Source organism: Nostoc sp. DedQUE08 (assembly GCF_034530895.1).
In the GTDB taxonomy this organism is placed as follows: domain Bacteria; phylum Cyanobacteriota; class Cyanobacteriia; order Cyanobacteriales; family Nostocaceae; genus Nostoc.
In genome coordinates this window covers 1-15,326 of sequence record NZ_JAVRCD010000053.1, presented here as the reverse complement: position 1 = coordinate 15,326, position 15,326 = coordinate 1, and the positions used below count along the sequence as shown (strand labels likewise).

The 15,326-nt window shown below is 39.7% G+C and carries 15 protein-coding genes and 1 pseudogene; 6 read left to right on the top strand and 10 right to left on the bottom strand.

Annotated elements, in window-relative coordinates; genetic code table 11:
* Positions 1 to 59: 59 nt before the first annotated feature.
* The 7 genes from RMY64_RS27750 to RMY64_RS27720 all read right to left on the bottom strand — a co-directional run bounded on the left by RMY64_RS27750 (position 60) and on the right by RMY64_RS27720 (position 7,012).
* Complete coding sequence (locus RMY64_RS27750; protein ID WP_322701692.1) at positions 60 to 320, bottom strand: HypC/HybG/HupF family hydrogenase formation chaperone; 261 nt, start codon at positions 318 to 320, stop codon at positions 60 to 62.
* Between the two features lie 82 nt (positions 321 to 402).
* Positions 403 to 2,751 carry a carbamoyltransferase HypF gene (gene hypF / locus RMY64_RS27745; protein ID WP_322701691.1) on the bottom strand — a complete coding sequence of 783 codons (2,349 nt, stop codon included), beginning with the start codon at positions 2,749 to 2,751 and terminating at the stop codon, positions 403 to 405.
* Positions 2,741 to 3,958 carry a hypothetical protein gene (locus RMY64_RS27740; RefSeq protein WP_322701690.1) on the bottom strand — a complete coding sequence of 406 codons (1,218 nt, stop codon included), beginning with the start codon at positions 3,956 to 3,958 and terminating at the stop codon, positions 2,741 to 2,743. Before RMY64_RS27740 ends, hypF begins: the two co-directional genes overlap by 11 nt.
* Before the next feature lie 629 nt (positions 3,959 to 4,587).
* Entirely contained in the window at positions 4,588 to 5,433 is an 846-nt protein-coding gene (locus RMY64_RS27735) for a NifU family protein (protein ID WP_322701689.1), read from the bottom strand.
* 56 nt (positions 5,434 to 5,489) lie between these two features.
* Positions 5,490 to 5,714 (bottom strand): hypothetical protein, encoded by a 225-nt coding sequence (locus tag RMY64_RS27730; RefSeq protein WP_229491136.1) that lies wholly within the window; start codon positions 5,712 to 5,714, stop codon positions 5,490 to 5,492.
* 8 nt (positions 5,715 to 5,722) lie between these two features.
* On the bottom strand, positions 5,723 to 5,989 hold the full coding sequence (locus RMY64_RS27725) for a hypothetical protein (protein ID WP_322674494.1): 267 nt from the start codon (positions 5,987 to 5,989) through the stop codon (positions 5,723 to 5,725).
* A 54-nt stretch (positions 5,990 to 6,043) separates the two neighbouring features.
* On the bottom strand, positions 6,044 to 7,012 hold the full coding sequence (locus RMY64_RS27720; protein WP_322701688.1) for a hypothetical protein: 969 nt from the start codon (positions 7,010 to 7,012) through the stop codon (positions 6,044 to 6,046).
* A 442-nt stretch (positions 7,013 to 7,454) separates the two neighbouring features.
* Here RMY64_RS27720 and RMY64_RS27715 point away from each other — a divergent pair, with 442 nt between their 5' ends.
* From RMY64_RS27715 to RMY64_RS27705, 3 genes are all read left to right on the top strand, one after another.
* Positions 7,455 to 8,246, top strand: coding sequence for an Rpn family recombination-promoting nuclease/putative transposase (locus RMY64_RS27715; protein WP_322701687.1), 792 nt, complete (start codon positions 7,455 to 7,457; stop codon positions 8,244 to 8,246).
* 441 nt (positions 8,247 to 8,687) lie between these two features.
* Positions 8,688 to 9,650 carry a hydrogenase small subunit gene (locus RMY64_RS27710; protein WP_322674491.1) on the top strand — a complete coding sequence of 321 codons (963 nt, stop codon included), beginning with the start codon at positions 8,688 to 8,690 and terminating at the stop codon, positions 9,648 to 9,650.
* A gap of 206 nt (positions 9,651 to 9,856) precedes the next feature.
* A complete protein-coding gene (locus RMY64_RS27705) occupies positions 9,857 to 11,452 on the top strand; it encodes a nickel-dependent hydrogenase large subunit (RefSeq protein ID WP_322701686.1) in 1,596 nt (531 codons plus the stop codon).
* Positions 11,453 to 11,541: 89 nt separating this feature from the next.
* Here RMY64_RS27705 and RMY64_RS27700 read toward each other — a convergent pair whose 3' ends face one another.
* On the bottom strand, positions 11,542 to 12,192 hold the full coding sequence (locus tag RMY64_RS27700; RefSeq protein WP_322701685.1) for an RNA ligase family protein: 651 nt from the start codon (positions 12,190 to 12,192) through the stop codon (positions 11,542 to 11,544).
* A gap of 242 nt (positions 12,193 to 12,434) precedes the next feature.
* On the opposite strand from RMY64_RS27700, the gene RMY64_RS27695 reads away from it, so the two are divergent.
* From RMY64_RS27695 to RMY64_RS27685, 3 genes are all read left to right on the top strand, one after another.
* Positions 12,435 to 12,857, top strand: coding sequence for a hypothetical protein (locus tag RMY64_RS27695; protein WP_322667916.1), 423 nt, complete (start codon positions 12,435 to 12,437; stop codon positions 12,855 to 12,857).
* A 241-nt stretch (positions 12,858 to 13,098) separates the two neighbouring features.
* Entirely contained in the window at positions 13,099 to 13,284 is a 186-nt protein-coding gene (locus RMY64_RS27690) for a DUF433 domain-containing protein (protein WP_322674488.1), read from the top strand.
* Between the two features lie 10 nt (positions 13,285 to 13,294).
* The gene (locus tag RMY64_RS27685; RefSeq protein ID WP_322674487.1) at positions 13,295 to 13,765 is read left to right on the top strand and encodes a hydrogenase maturation protease; all 471 of its coding nucleotides are present in this window, start codon (positions 13,295 to 13,297) and stop codon (positions 13,763 to 13,765) included.
* Positions 13,766 to 13,798: 33 nt separating this feature from the next.
* Here the strand turns inward: RMY64_RS27685 and RMY64_RS27680 are convergent, their stop codons facing one another.
* Together RMY64_RS27680 and RMY64_RS27675 are read right to left on the bottom strand one after the other, a co-directional pair.
* The gene (locus RMY64_RS27680) at positions 13,799 to 14,173 is read right to left on the bottom strand and encodes a hypothetical protein (protein ID WP_322674486.1); all 375 of its coding nucleotides are present in this window, start codon (positions 14,171 to 14,173) and stop codon (positions 13,799 to 13,801) included.
* Between the two features lie 18 nt (positions 14,174 to 14,191).
* Positions 14,192 to 15,274 (bottom strand): annotated as a pseudogene (locus RMY64_RS27675) (SagB/ThcOx family dehydrogenase); the annotation flags it as partial.
* Positions 15,275 to 15,326: the final 52 nt, after the last annotated feature.

The window sequence follows — 15,326 nt, the reverse complement described above, 5'->3', positions numbered from 1 at the left end:
ATAGTAAGTTTTATGCCAATACGGTATTTCTTTCTTCTCTCTGTGCCCTCTGCGGTTCGTTAAGTACTAATCCGTGCTTGTGCTGCTGCTAATTCTTGGAAGAGTTGTAATGTTTCTGCTGCTTCTTGTTCGTTAATTCGATTCATGGCAAAACCAACATGAACTAGTACCCAATCTCCAATACAAGCTTCGGGAGGATGTTGTTCATCTACGATACAAGCAATATTTACTTCGCGCTTTACACCACCAATGTTAACTAGGGCTAGTTTATGGTTAACGTTGGTAATTTCTATAATTTGTCCGGGGATTCCTAAGCACATTTTTTTATTTGTGAAGATAAACTAACCGCAGAGGCGCGGAGGGCACAGAGAGAATTATTTGTGAGAAAAAGGTTGTAAAATATCAACTCTCATGTATTAATTGTGCGGCTGCAATCACTGCTTGTCCTAAAGATAAGCCGCCATCGTTAGTTGGAATTAAACTGTGAGTGAGTACTTTTATTCCCAATGTTTGTAATCGTTTGCTAACTTGCTCTAACAATATACAATTTTGAAATACTCCTCCGGTTAAAGCTACCTGATTAATCAGATTTTCTTGACTAAGATGCTGAACCATTTTCACAATGGCGTTAGCTAAACCTTGGTGAAATTTGGCAGCTATAACTGTTTGTGGAATCTGCTGCTGTAAGTCATTTAGCAAGGCTTGCCACATTGGACGCGGGTCTATACAGTAAATACTATCTAAAAAGCTAAAATTAAAAGGGTAGATTAGCGTTTCTTTATCATTATTTAAGCTGCTAACATCTACTATAGCTTCAAGTGCGATCGCAGCTTGTCCTTCATAGCTACATTCATCTCTATAAATACCGATAGCTGCCGCTACTGCATCGAACAATCGCCCCACTGATGAAGCTGGAGGAGAGTTAATCTTCTTATCTATAAGTTGATTTAGTAGTTGGAGTGGCTTGCTTTTCAGAAATTTTACGATTTCTAAATCAGTATACTTTTGTTCGCAATCATTCCAAAGATTAGCAGCTACTAATTGGGCATAAGTATTACGCCAAGGCTGATAAATAGCTTGTTCGCCACCAATCATTGCTACTGGTTTAAATGTTGCAAGTCGTTTAAATTTACGGTAATCTGCTAAAAGAAATTCTCCACCCCAGAGTGTACTATCATCGCCGTAACCTAAACCATCTAAAGCAATGCCTAATATTGGAGGCGAATCTAAAGAAATCCTGTTTTCTGCCATACAAGCGGCAATATGAGCGTGATGATGTTGAATGGGGTAAATTTTTATTTTATTTGTGTCTGCAAGTTCTTTCCCAAGTTTGCTTGATAAATATTCAGGATGTTTATCAATGGCAATTACTTCTGGTTGATGCTCAAATAAATTTAAGTATAAATTTAAATTTTCTTGGTAAGCGTTAAAAGCCGCAGCATTTTCTAAATCTCCTAAATGTTGAGAGAGAATTGCTTTTCCTTCACGCAATAAGCAAAAAGTATTTTTTAACTCACTACCCATTGCTAAAATTTGCGGTACTTTGTGAAATCCCAGTGGTAAACTAATTGATGCTGGTGCATATCCTCTGGCACGGCGAATTGTTTGAACTTTATCACCAAGAACACGCACAACCGAATCATCTACCCGATTAATAATCTCTCGATTGTGAAAGAGAAAATAATCAGCAATTGTCCCTAATTTTTCTCTTGCTTCTTCATTATCAATACATTGTGGTTCATCAGCAAGATTGCCACTTGTTAAAACAATTGGGCGATTCATCCGCCGCAGAATTAAATGATGCAACGGCGTATAGGGTAGCATGAAACCCAAGGTATTTTGCTTTGATGCTATCGATGGCGCTACTACTTTTTTACCTGTTGCTTGTAATAAAACAATTGGTGCAGCAGAACTTGTTAATAATTCTTTTTCTTTGGCGTTGATACTGCAATATTCTTCAATTACCTCAATATTTCGCGCCATTAAAGCAAAAGGTTTATGATAACGCTTTTTTCGCTGACGCAGTTTTTGTACAACGGTTTCCTGTGTCGCATCGCAAGCTAGATGAATACCACCTAACCCTTTAATTGCCACAATCTCACCTTTTTGCAACAAGGTACAAACAGCATCAACATCATCCAACATCGAAAACATAGAAGCAGTAACCGATTTGCCATCAGCGCGTTCTAACCAAGCTGCGGGGCCGCAAACATGACAAGCTACAGGTTGGGCGTGAAAACGGCGATTTTCGACATCATGATATTCCTTTCCACATTCTGAACACATCGCAAACGCAGACATACTGGTATTGCATCTGTCATAAGGAATGGCACAAATAATACTCAACCGGGGGCCGCAATGAGTACAGTTAGTAAAGGGGTAGCGATAAAAGCGGCTGAAAGGGTCGAATATTTCTTTTTGACACTGGGGACAAGTGGCTGCATCAGGAGTAATTTCTGTTTTAATGGCATTACTGACACTAGTAGAAATCACAAAATTATCAAATTTAAGTTCATCTTCATAAGGAGTTCTAGTTAGTTTGTTAATTTTTGCTAGTGGCGGACATTCTGTTTGCAATCTGGCAACAAATTCTGTTAATGCTTCCTCACTACCAGATACCCGAATTAATACACCTTCACCATCATTACAAACATCTCCACACAAACCGCAAGCTTTAGCCAGACGATATACGGTAGGACGAAAGCCTACTCCCTGAACAGTACCGCTAACTCTAATTTCTTCAGTCGGCATAGTTAAACTGCCACAACAAAATTCGGTTATTTCCAGAATCAGCTATCACTGCTGTATCACCGCAAATTTTTATCCCGTAACACCAATTTAAGCTATCTCGTTTCGGTAGTCCGAAATTACGATTTTCACCTTTACTTTGAAAATTTATTTGTCCTGCTAACCCATCTGCCATTACACCTTGCAGTGATAAAATTGATTCTGGCTTTCTCCATCCTAATAAACGAGAATTAGCAGTATCTGCAACTACTAACCAATCTCCAGCCACCGCCACACCATAAGGCATACTTAAACTACTAGCGCTAGGATAATAAACTCCTTGATTCATTTCCACAAAATCAAAGCTTTTTTGTCCTAAAACCACTGCACAAGGAGTATTATTTTCTGTAGGTATTCCTTGCCAAATCATTATTCGGTGATTACCTGCATCGCTGACAACCAGATTTTCTCCCCAAAAGGCGATGTCGTGACACCAACGCATACTCGCTGCGGTTGGAGAATCACCGCCGTTTTCATTGCGAGATATCATATCTGGTTGTCCCAAAACTAAATCAGCAGGTTGACCATTTTCTGTTGGTAATTGATGCCAAATTAATAGTCTTCGATTACCAGTGTCAGCAATAAATAACTGTCCTTGATGATAGTAAACACCATAAGGCCAGTGCATTGTACTAGCAGATGCTTGCTGATTTCCTCGATTTGGTTCATTATCAGTAAAATTAACTTGTCCTAATACCAAATCTGCTGGAACATTATTATCTTCTGGTAAGCTTTTCCAAATCAAAACCCGATGATTCCAAGCATCTGCTACAGCTAACCCTTCACCGCAAGCACAAATCCCTGTTGGTACACTTAAAGTTGCCCTTCCCGGTGTACTTTTAGCATTTTGTCCTTCATGATAAAAATCAGGTTGTCCAATTACCCAATCAGCAGGTTGACTATCTCTTGTGGGTAAATTTTGCCATCCTAATAATCGATGATGTCCTGTATCTGATACCCATAAAGGGCCAGTTTCTGATAATAAACAAGCACCACGAGGCCCAAACATATTTGTAGCATTGGGCGCTACTGGTATGACTAATTGTTCTGGTTCTATAATGTTACCTAAAATTACCTCTGCACCTTGAGGTGATAGAGGCAAATATTGAGAAATTTCTGTTGCTTTTAGCGGTAATTGTGATATGGGATTACTTATGATTGGGATATCCATGAACCGCAGATAGACGCTAATAATTATTTAAAAACATTAATGTTGATTAGCGTGTAACAACAGTAACGGTTTTGCATTATGCTTTTTTCAAATTAAGTTAAAACCTTTAATCGACTTCTGTATTAATCAATTTTAAAAAATCTAGTCAAATTTAGTAACTTTTGCTACATAGCGAATCTTTTGCATGAGTGCGCGATGTACTGAAATGAGAAAGCAAACTGGGGTTTGAGAAAGTAAAAGCTGCTTTTGCTTGCGGAAAACACCAAAATGAGTAAGTAAAAGCTCATTTTGCTTGCGGAAAACACCAAAATGAATAAGTAAAAGCTGCTTTTGAGTAAGTAAAAGCTTATTTTGCTTGTGGAAAACACCAAAATCAGTAAGCAAACTGGGGTTTGAATAAGTAAAAGCTGCTTTTGAGTAAGTAATATGCCTTTTTACTTTCTCAAAACACTAAAATCAATATCTGAATTACACAAATGAGAATTAATTTAAAGATATTGAGAAAGCATTCAGGCATTTTGCTTGCACAAAAGACTAAAATCAATGCGCGAACTACTGAAATGAAAAAGCAAAGTAACTGTGATTGACTAATCGCCAAGTATATTTGTTGAAATGTTACCTTTGCATCATCATTTTTGCAGTTTCACAAAAACCTTATCGCCTTTAATCTTGACTGGATATGACTGAAGCGAAATATCAGGTGCAGTTAAGCATTCACCTGTCTCTAATTTGTATTGGAATCCATGAGCAGGACAGGTAATGATACCATTTTCAACTTTACCCTTTTCTAAGGGAGATCCAAGATGAGCGCAACTATTACGGTAGCATTTTACTGTAGCACCTTGACGATGTAAAATAAGTGAAGTACCAGCAAGTTGTACTGCCACTACACTAAATTCAGGAACTTCATCAAGGGTCGCTACTTTCATCCAAGTACAAGTTATTTTTGCAGAGAATGGACTGATTAAACTAGAATTAGCGTTGTTAATAGTAGAACTGCTATTAACTGCCACTACTTTAGTAATTTCGGGGCAATGGTTTTTGATTGCTTGTTCTACTCCCTGAGATAAAGTTAAAGTAGAAGTCGGACAACTGCTGCAAGTTCCAATTAATCTGACTTCTACTGTATCTGGTGGTTTAATTGCCACTAATTCTACATCACCGTTATGGCTTTTTAAACCTGGGCGAACTTCTTCAAGGGCTGTCTGAATGCGTTGTGAAAGCGGAGGTTTTGGTGGTTTGACTAGTTCGTGATACAGTAGCACTGCATAGACTAATTCATCTGCAACCGCATGACGCAAAGCTGGCATTGATTCTTCTTTCAGGCTTTTAATCAAGCTAGTCAATGCAGCTTTATGCAAAGCTTCAATTGCCCTTTTTAAACCCACCGCTACACACCGTTGGCTTTCATCCCACTCGGATATAATTGCCTCAAAACGATTAATTTCCTGAACTAATTCTTCAAGATTTGTCATTTGTCATTTGTCATTGGTCATTTGTCATTGGGCATTGGTTATTTATCAATGACAATTCACTTCATTTTGAAGTCTTTGAGGAGAAATGGCATAATTATGCCTGTTACTAAGCTAGATAATATTATTGGTAGGTAGAAGGGAATCGGGGCTTGTGCGAGTAATACTAGCAGTAAGAAACCTACAGCAATACCAATAGTAGTTTGCTTGACAAAATACACAGGGTCGCGTAGTAGCTTTCCTTTAAAAAATAACTTAGCAGAAAACCAACCTATCTCTAACATGTTTTATCCTAATAATTTGTCAAGAAATTTAAGGCAGCAAGCCCTAATAAGATGGCGGGAATTACACCTGCAGGGGCAAATAATGCACCAAGCATCGCTGAAAACTGATAGCCTATATCTTTCCCAGCTAATAGCATTCCACCAATTGCACCGCCAACCATAGACAAGGCTGCTGCTATGATTAACCACACGACTTCTGTTGCTATGTTCAAATCGCCATCTGCTAAACTTGTGAGAAAATTTATCAGATTTTGCGTTGTTAAAATATCTCTCATGCTGTTTTTTTACTCGTTGTTAAAGTGATAAGAGTTAAATCAGATTTATAACTTCTAATCCTTCATTTCTGTTTCTACATCTTGTAGTGCTTGAACTACGATCTCTGCTTGTGCGATTTGTTGGTGTTCCGTAAATATTTCTAAAGCAGCTTGATAGTAAGTACGCGCCTGTAAAAGATTTTGAGGATTACCAGGTTCTGGTTTTTCTGGGTCGTCTGGTAAGTTGAATAGGGCGTTGGCTTTGTTTGAAATTGTGTTAGCGTACTCTAAAGGTGTATCTTTGGGATTACGCACTTTTAACGCTTCGTCATAAGCTGCGATCGCCTTTAAATTATTCTCCACAGGATGGGAACTCACTAGATATTGCAAAGCATTACCTAAATTGTTCTGCAACATCGCATATTCTCTAGGATGGTCAATCAAATTAATGTGCTTTAGCGCCACCTCAAATGATTGCACAGCTAACCCTTGACGCAAGTATTCTCGTTCCGATGCTAGGGGCATAGAAAGGTATGCGATCGCAATATTGTTATACAAAATCGCGTATTCTTGGGGGTAATCTTCCCAAGTAAAGACCCGCAAAGCCTCATGATAAGCTTGGATGCTGTCAGTTATCCGCGCTAAATTGAATGGTACTAGCGACTGCAACACCAGCCCAAAATTCATCTGCGTCTCTGCCACTTCCTCTGGCGTTGCTAATTGCTGTAAAATTGGCAGTGCTTCTTCATAACCGACTTTCGCTTGCATCAACAGTTGGTAATCAGCATCCGGTATTGCCTGTAATGTCCCTGCCATCCCTACTTGGGCCCTGGCTTTTAATAAGGGATACTCCTCACCACACATTTCATAGGCCCGGTAATATAACCCAACTGCATTTCGCAAGTCTTGGGCAGCTTTGGGCTTTTTTTGAAAACCCTGTGCTATCTCAATCAGCATCTGGATTTTTTCTTCTGCTGAGGCTGACTCTGAAGCAACAGCTGCTACCGCAGCCTTCACTGCTGAATCTGTAATGCTGGGGGTCATAACTCTGCCGTACTTTAGCCAATTGGGAATTGAATCTGTCAACGCCCACGAATGATTGAGATACGTAAAAGCATCTAATCACGGGCCATACTGATTTACGCAGGCTTCGAGTCCTTTAGGCGGAATTCCCCTTTTTTATTTGAGCTAGGATTAAAGACTATAAACTAGGGAAAAAACTTAATTCCCTATAGCCAATGTCCTATACCATGCTCAATACAATACTATAAAACACCCTATTTCTAAAATTCTAGGGGGAAATTGCTAATATTAATGTCAGCTTTAAACACCTAATATTTTTTAAATACTTTTTGTATCATCGTCTTATACAATTTCAATATTTTTTATTGAATTGTTGACATACATAATATTTATTGTAATCAAAATAGTTACCACGGGTTAGTCGTTGTGTAAAATATGTTCATCAACTGTAAAACAAGCTCCTTTGAAAACAGACAGTATCTTTTATCGGATCTTTCAGAGTATCCCCAGTACTTTTTTTGAACTGATTAACCAACCGCCCCAACTAGCTAGTGCTTACCAATTTTCTTCAGTAGAAGTTAAACAACTGGCGTTTAGAATCGATGGTGTCTTTCTTCCCAATACGCCAAACTTACCGATTTATTTTGCCGAAGTGCAATTTCAATCAGACAAAAAATTCTACTCACGTTTATTTACCGAAATCTTTAACTATCTCGACAAAACCGAATTAACTAACAATTGGCGTGGTGTTGTCATCTTCCCCAACCGCAGCGTTGATACTGGAGATACCGAAAGATATACAGAATTACTCAACTCTCAACGAGTAACTCGCGTCTATCTCGACGAATTAAGCTCCATTGAGGCATCATCAATTGGTATAGAGACAGTTAAACTTATCATCGAACCCGAATCAACTGCGACAATAAAAGCTCTAGAGATAGTCAACAGTGCCCGACAGCAAATTCCAGATGTCACTACTATTAGGGAAATTATACAATTGATAGAGACAATATTAATCTACAAGTTACCGCGATTGAGCCAGGAGGAGATAGGAAAAATGTTTGGATCAAATGAGTTAAAGCAAACTAGATTTTACCAAGATGTTTTTGCAGAAGGTAGACAAGAAGGGAAACAAGAAGGTAAGTTAGAAACGATACCCCAGTTATTAGGGTTTGGTTTAAGTATTGAGCAGATAGCTCAAGCGTTAGGTTTGGACGAAGAAGTTGTTAGGCAAGCTGCACAACCAAAATCCTAAAACAACTGATATATAGTTGACGGGGCGCAAAGTTTAGCGCCCCTATTTTTGGCTCATTTATTACATAAAAATCTGATGACTTAAAATACTCATCACCTAATGCAGATTAACAGTTGACAGATATTATTAATAATTACAGAGTTGTGACTGCGATAAATTAAGCAGATTGAGTTGGTTTAACGTCAAGACTTAAAAATAAGATGCAGTGTTTATTTGTAGTAGTTTGCATTTATAAAATGTGTTACGTAGATAACAGACATAGCTATTAAAAATAATCTTGAGAGTATTTAATATATTGTTAATGATTAATTCTTTTTTAATGAAAGTAAATTAGATAAAAAATATCTTACTATTAAAAAATAAATATTGATAAACAGGTGAAACTTTGCAAGCAATATCACCTACATCATGCATGGGAAACAATACAAAAATACCTAGCCGATGACTAACGTACTATGGCTACAAGGTGGTGCTTGTTCAGGCAACACCATGTCATTTCTCAACGCTGAAGAACCGACAGTCTGCGATTTAATTGCCGACTTTGGTATCAATATACTTTGGCATCCTTCCTTGGGGCTGGAACTAGGCAATGATTTGCAAACACTACTACGGGATTGTATTTCTGGCAAAATTCCTTTAGATATCTTGGTATTTGAAGGCAGTGTTGTTAACGCCCCTAACGGTACTGGCGAATGGAATCGGTTTGCCGATCGCGCCATGAAAGATTGGTTATTAGACCTCGCCAAAGTTGCTCAATTTATCGTCGCTGTGGGAGACTGTGCAACCTGGGGAGGAATTCCCGCCATGTCACCTAACCCCAGCGAATCGGAAGGTTTGCAATTTCTCAAACGTCAAGAAGGTGGCTTTTTAGGGAAAGATTTCGTATCACAAGCAGGATTACCTGTAATTAATATACCTGGATGTCCCGCCCATCCCGACTGGATTACGCAGATATTAGTTGCGATCGCTACTGGACGCATAGCAGACATTGCTTTCGACGAACTAAATCGTCCCCAAACCTTCTTCAACACCTATACCCAAACAGGTTGTACCCGCAACGTCCACTTTGCCTACAAAGCATCAACCGCCGAATTTGGTCAACGTAAAGGATGCCTATTTTATGACTTGGGTTGTCGCGGCCCCATGACTCATTCTTCCTGTAACCGCATCCTATGGAACCGCGTTTCATCCAAAACCCGCGCCGGAATGCCTTGTTTGGGTTGCACCGAACCAGAATTTCCCTTCTTTGACCTCAAACCAGGAACCGTATTTAAAACCCAAACAGTAATGGGAGTTCCCAAAGAATTGCCGCCAGGGGTGAACAAAAAAGAATACGCCTTACTGACAATGGTCGCCAAAGATGCAGCACCACCTTGGGCAGAAGAAGACTTTTTTACAGTTTAGTCATTAGTCATTTGTCATTAGTCCTTTGTGATTTGACTAATGACTATAACCTTTCACACTTCTCTATACCTCTCAACGAGAAATCAAGGATTTCAACTATTTTGCAGTGAGGCGAGTGAATAATTACCAATCACAAATAACAAAGGACAAATGACAAAGGATAAATGACAAATGACAAATAACAAATAACAAAGGACAAATGACAAATGACAATTCAATCATTAGACATTTCGCCCGTCGGTAGAGTTGAAGGCGATTTAGATGTCCGAGTTGATATTGAACATGGACGGGTAGTCAACGCCTGGACACACGCCGAACTTTTCCGAGGATTTGAAGTTATCCTTCGCGGTAAAGATCCCCAAGCCGGATTAATTGTTACACCTCGCATTTGCGGAATTTGCGGCGGTTCTCACCTGACTAGTGCATCTTGGGCATTAGATACAGCTTGGGAAACAGAAGTTCCCCGCAATGCAATTTTGGCGAGAAATCTCGGTCAAATTGTCGAGACTATTCAAAGCATTCCCCGCTATTTTTATGGTTTGTTTGCTATTGATTTAACCAATAAAAAATACCGCCATAGTCGCTTTTATGAGGAAGCTGTTAAACGTTTTGCCGCTTTCACAGGCAAATCTTACGAACTAGGTATAACAATTTCCGCTAAACCCGTAGAAATTTATGCACTGTTGGGCGGACAATGGCCCCATTCCAGCTACATGGTTCCCGGTGGCGTGATGTGCGCCCCCACTTTAACAGATATTACCCGCGCTTGGGCGCTTCTCGAATATTTCCGCACCAATTGGTTAGAACCAGTTTGGTTGGGTTGTTCTTTAGAACGCTACGAACAAATCCAAAGTTATGATGATTTTAGAGATTGGTTAGATGAAAACCGCAATCATCGAGATTCCGACTTAGGTTTTTATTGGCGCATGGGTTTAGACATTGGTTTAGATAGATATGGCGCTGGTGTTGGTAAATATGTCACTTGGGGATATTTAGCCCATGAAGATAAATACCAAAAGCCGACTATCGAGGGACGAAACGCGGCAACGATCATGAAAAGTGGAGTGTACGACAGCTTCACACACACTCACACCTTAATGGATCAGTCATTCACCCGCGAGAATACAACTCACTCTTGGTACGATGAAGGGACAGAGGATATTCACCCTAGCGATCGCAACACTAAACCCACTGCAATCAATACAAAAGACTTCGATAACGCCTACTCTTGGTCGAGTGCAGTTCTTCACAAAGACTTCGGACGTTTAGAAACTGGCCCCTTAGCGCGTCAATTAGTAGCTGGTGGTAAACATGGCGAATCTTGGCAACACTACGACGGCTTTATCCTTGATGTCTTCAAACGGATGGGTGGTGCTAGTATTCATGTGCGTCAGCTAGCACGAGTTCACGAACTTGTCAAGTTATATCGTCAAGCCGAACACTGTTTGCGCGAATTCAAATTAAACGACCCTTGGTATATTAAACCCAAAGAAAAAGATGGACGCGGTTGGGGTGCAACGGAAGCAGCGCGAGGTTCCTTATCTCACTGGGTAGAAATAGAGGGCGGTAAAATTAAGAATTACCAAGTTATTGCTCCAGGTACTTGGAATATCGGCCCTCGTGACGGTGATGGAATCCGCGGCCCCATTGAAGAAGCGTTAATTGGCACACCCATTTACGATTCTAGCGATCCGGTGGAAGTTGGTCATGTGGCGCGATCGTTTGATTCATGTTTGGTGTGTACAGTCCACGCCCATGATGCTAAGACTGGTGAAGAGTTGGCGCGTTTTCGGACTGCTTAATTTAGTTGTCAGGTGCGTTAGTCGTAGGCTAACGCACCAAAATTTCTGTAGTTAGCCTGGTTTAGAAAGTTCAGACTCATACTGTTCTATCACTCCCAATAGTTTTCCCAGTCATCTTGGAAGGCTTGCTGTAGCTTTTTCATATAGGCGTTAGTTTTGATTTTTACCATCCACAAATCAGCAGGATTGCTACCACCTTTGCAGACTACACCCTCGGCTAGGCCATACTTCCCAGCGCGGACATCTTCTACAAATTGTCCGGTGAGTTTGCCACGATAGACAACGCGGGCGATCACTAAATTACTAAAATCTTGTACAAACTGTTCGGGGGGAATCATCCCGCGATTAGTTTCTACATCAAAGAGAATCAGTTGTTTCGATTCTTCGGGTTTGTGCATCCCCGCGAAGGAATTCGCCCCGAAAAATTCAGTGAAGACGGTGATTTCTGGGCTATTGTAAGCGGGGTTTTCTCGAAACAGTTTGTCTAGGGGGGTGGCGAAAAGCTTTTGAAACAGGTTAGAAGCCTCTTCTAGCCCTGGATGGGCGGCGTTGAACTCAGCAATACCCCTCTCATCCAAATCAAAGCGATCGCGCCGAGTCCCAAACCCATACCACCCTAGTTCGACTTCCCAAACCCAATGCAGATTCGTACCGTCGTATTTATCAAAAGCAATACAGCGACTGGAGGGGTAGTTTTTGCTACCGAGAATTTTAGGATATGCTAGCTGAATGCGAGGCATGATGTTAAGAATAAAAAACTATTTTCCCAGCCTAGCTTGGGCTAAACGCTAACTGTCTCTTCCCGTTGCGTAATTATAGGCAATGGCTGATAAACGCGCAAACATGGCTCAGATTCAGGATTAATCATTTACACAATCAGCTGATTCAACAGTCGTAGCGTAACATACTAAAACTTCCATAAACAGTGAGTTAGGCTTGCATTAATGCATTTGCATAAAACAGCAATTTACACGGTAAGCTTGTGTCTGATTTAGCGCTACATAATTATCTTCCTCGCGTTCCCGATGCAGCATTGCAAGAATACATAGAATGGTGTGTTTTAGAGCAAGCTCAAGCCGCAGAATGTAACTTTACTCCTGATAGAAGTAAGTTAGATAATTTGCCACCAGAAGACTACGTTCCTAAACTTGTCGAGCAGTTCATGAAAGTTAAACCAGACCCAATTAAAGCTGGTTTGGTAGCAGCGATCGCTGGTAAGGAAGCTGACAAACACGCTTTATCTGGTTTAGCGATCGCTGCTGATTTTGTATCTCTTTACGTCAAGTATTTAATTCCTAAAGAGGGAAGTACTAAAGAACAGGCTGAAGAGATATTAACTCAAGCATCACAACATCAGTATGAGAAACTGACTGAAGTTGCCAAGAAACATGGTGTAGAGTTATAGTTTCCGGCTGATAAATTCTTTTTCAGAGGCTTTGTCTGTCCCATCAGTCAAAGCCTCATATTTTGCAGATTATGGCAACAACTCGAAATAATCAGTTTCAGCAGAAGCTTGATGATGAGTCGTTCTTAGTCTTATACCTTTACTATGTCCTTAAGCTTTAAACTATGCTTCACTGCATTTATATATACAGCGCAACTTCTTATTTTATAATTTAGGAAACATATTATTAGTTTATAGTTAAATGGACAGAATCGTAGTTAACTCTCACATTCATTTCGGTAAACCTTGCATCGCAGGAACACGCATCACTGTACAAAGCATTCTTGAACTTCTCAATGACGGACTTTCATTTGAAGAAATTATCCGAGACTACTATCCAGACCTACAAATTGAAGATATTCGTGCCTGCTTAGGCTTAAACAATTAAATTTCATCCCATGCTTACTATTATCGGTTGCGGCAATCTCAATCGCAGTGACGACGCAGTAGGCGTAATTATCGCCCAACGCTTACAAAAATATCTAGCTGAAAACCCTCACCCTCATGTGCGAGTATATGACTGTGGCACCGCAGGGATGGAAGTAATGTTTCAAGCTAGAGGTAGTAAACAATTAGTAATTATTGATGCAAGTTCAACTGGTTCTGAGCCAGGTGCTGTGTTTAAAGTTCCAGGAAAAGAACTGGAAGCAATGCCCGAACCTAGTTATAACTTGCACGATTTTCGTTGGGATAATGCTTTAGCCGCCGGACGGAAAATCTTTCAAAATGATTTTCCTGAAGATGTGACAGTTTATTTAATTGAGGCAGCAAATCTTGGTTTGGGACTAGAGTTAAGTCCTGTTGTCAAACATTCTGCTGATTTAGTTTTTGAAGAGGTAGCTGCACTTATCAGCCAGAATATTAACTAATCCAAAATCCAAAATCTAAAATCCAAAATCGAATCACGCCCAATCCCGATAAACAGAAAGTTCATCTACCCTCATTTCAAAAGGTACGCCTTGACTCTCTGGCGGACAAACACGGATTTTAGCACTACTAACAATTCCATGTAGCAATGTCCCCATTGGTACGATTTTTTGCAAAATACGCCAATTAGTGACTCGATCGGGACATTCAATAACCAATGTTAGAGCATTGGCATGAGTTGTGACATACCACCGACAATCAGACAGAAGATTTTGAATTGTGCGATCGCAAGCGTCATAAAAGTATCTGCTAATAGAATACTCTAGTTGTTGCCGCAGTATAATATCCGCAGATGTCGGTTGCATAGGATGCGAGTCATCACTATTAAAGTAATACATCTTTCTAGCCATATCTTTTTAGCTTCCTGCTTATATTCCAATCACCATTCCATAAAGTACATCTTCATTTGTTTCTAATAATTCTTGGGTTTCGTCATCATAATAAGCACCAATCCCACTACATTGAATACCCAAATAATTACTAGTTAAATAAAGTCTCTGTCCCAGAAAACCAGCTATTTGCATAGCAGTTTGATAATTTAAATAATCTGACACAAAAAATAAAGTTACAGCGCCATCTCTAGCAATAGCTTGATTAATACATAAGTAACCTGTCTTTTCACTAAAGTTACCCGCTTTAATCAAATACGTACCTTTATATAACCCAGGTGTCATTCTCTCTACTCGATGCACCACTGAGTAAATTTCTATCTCCTCATAGTTTTCTGTCGGTATTGACTGCTGAAGTTGTTGCACTACATATAAATAATCTTCTTGAGAAATAGCCTCTTTCCGGAAACGTCTAATAGAACGTCTATTCCAAACAGTTTGAGAAAATTTATCCTTATCAAAGTTAAATTGAGGATACTCTAATTTCTGCTGGCGACTCTTTTGTAGAGTAGTTGCTTGATAGGCATCTTCAATAAATTGATTAGGTTCAAAATAATCAGTACCAGAGACAAAAGGAACTTTCAGCCTTAAGCTTCTGATTTTCTTTTCTTGTACTTCTCCTGACACCGCACAAGCAGTGATAAACTCTTTATTCTCAAATCCTAAATCTGAATTGAGGGCAAGTTTATCAAAGTCAAAAACTAGTTGTATATCTCGGTTGTGGAGAAAAGCTGAAGCGGCAACTGCACCTAAATGGTGTCCGCTATCTAAGAAGCAATATCTTATGCTCCTGTTTTGATATTTCCAGCTAGACCTATAATAAACACAACTAATTAAAAAGATGAATCCGTTGATACATTTACCCGGTATAATATAATTTTCTAACCCATCATCAATTAATTCATAGATGAGAGTTAGACAATTATTCTCAACTTCTAGATGGTATATACCATTTACCATCCCCTCAATCCCGCGAACCTGTACGTAAACTTCTGTAGGATACAGAGCGCCTGCTGATGGATTCACTCGCAGTTTTAATGGGCCATTTTTATATACTTTTTCGGCGTTGCATAAATGCGGGATGAATCATGGAAACACGGGTATTTCTCTATAC

What these genes read in the sequence shown, in the direction of transcription:
- RMY64_RS27685 (WP_322674487.1), top strand. Translation starts at nt 13,295, where the DNA reads ATGCTTACTATTATCGGTTGCGGCAATCTCAATCGCAGTGACGACGCA.
- RMY64_RS27750 (WP_322701692.1), bottom strand. Translation starts at nt 320, where the DNA reads ATGTGCTTAGGAATCCCCGGACAAATTATAGAAATTACCAACGTTAAC.
- RMY64_RS27700 (WP_322701685.1), bottom strand. Translation starts at nt 12,192, where the DNA reads ATGCCTCGCATTCAGCTAGCATATCCTAAAATTCTCGGTAGCAAAAAC.
- hypF (WP_322701691.1), bottom strand. Translation starts at nt 2,751, where the DNA reads ATGCCGACTGAAGAAATTAGAGTTAGCGGTACTGTTCAGGGAGTAGGC.
- RMY64_RS27680 (WP_322674486.1), bottom strand. Translation starts at nt 14,173, where the DNA reads ATGGCTAGAAAGATGTATTACTTTAATAGTGATGACTCGCATCCTATG.
- RMY64_RS27735 (WP_322701689.1), bottom strand. Translation starts at nt 5,433, where the DNA reads ATGACAAATCTTGAAGAATTAGTTCAGGAAATTAATCGTTTTGAGGCA.
- RMY64_RS27725 (WP_322674494.1), bottom strand. Translation starts at nt 5,989, where the DNA reads ATGAGAGATATTTTAACAACGCAAAATCTGATAAATTTTCTCACAAGT.
- RMY64_RS27730 (WP_229491136.1), bottom strand. Translation starts at nt 5,714, where the DNA reads ATGTTAGAGATAGGTTGGTTTTCTGCTAAGTTATTTTTTAAAGGAAAG.
- RMY64_RS27705 (WP_322701686.1), top strand. Translation starts at nt 9,857, where the DNA reads ATGACAATTCAATCATTAGACATTTCGCCCGTCGGTAGAGTTGAAGGC.
- RMY64_RS27740 (WP_322701690.1), bottom strand. Translation starts at nt 3,958, where the DNA reads ATGGATATCCCAATCATAAGTAATCCCATATCACAATTACCGCTAAAA.
- RMY64_RS27710 (WP_322674491.1), top strand. Translation starts at nt 8,688, where the DNA reads ATGACTAACGTACTATGGCTACAAGGTGGTGCTTGTTCAGGCAACACC.
- RMY64_RS27690 (WP_322674488.1), top strand. Translation starts at nt 13,099, where the DNA reads ATGGACAGAATCGTAGTTAACTCTCACATTCATTTCGGTAAACCTTGC.
- RMY64_RS27720 (WP_322701688.1), bottom strand. Translation starts at nt 7,012, where the DNA reads ATGACCCCCAGCATTACAGATTCAGCAGTGAAGGCTGCGGTAGCAGCT.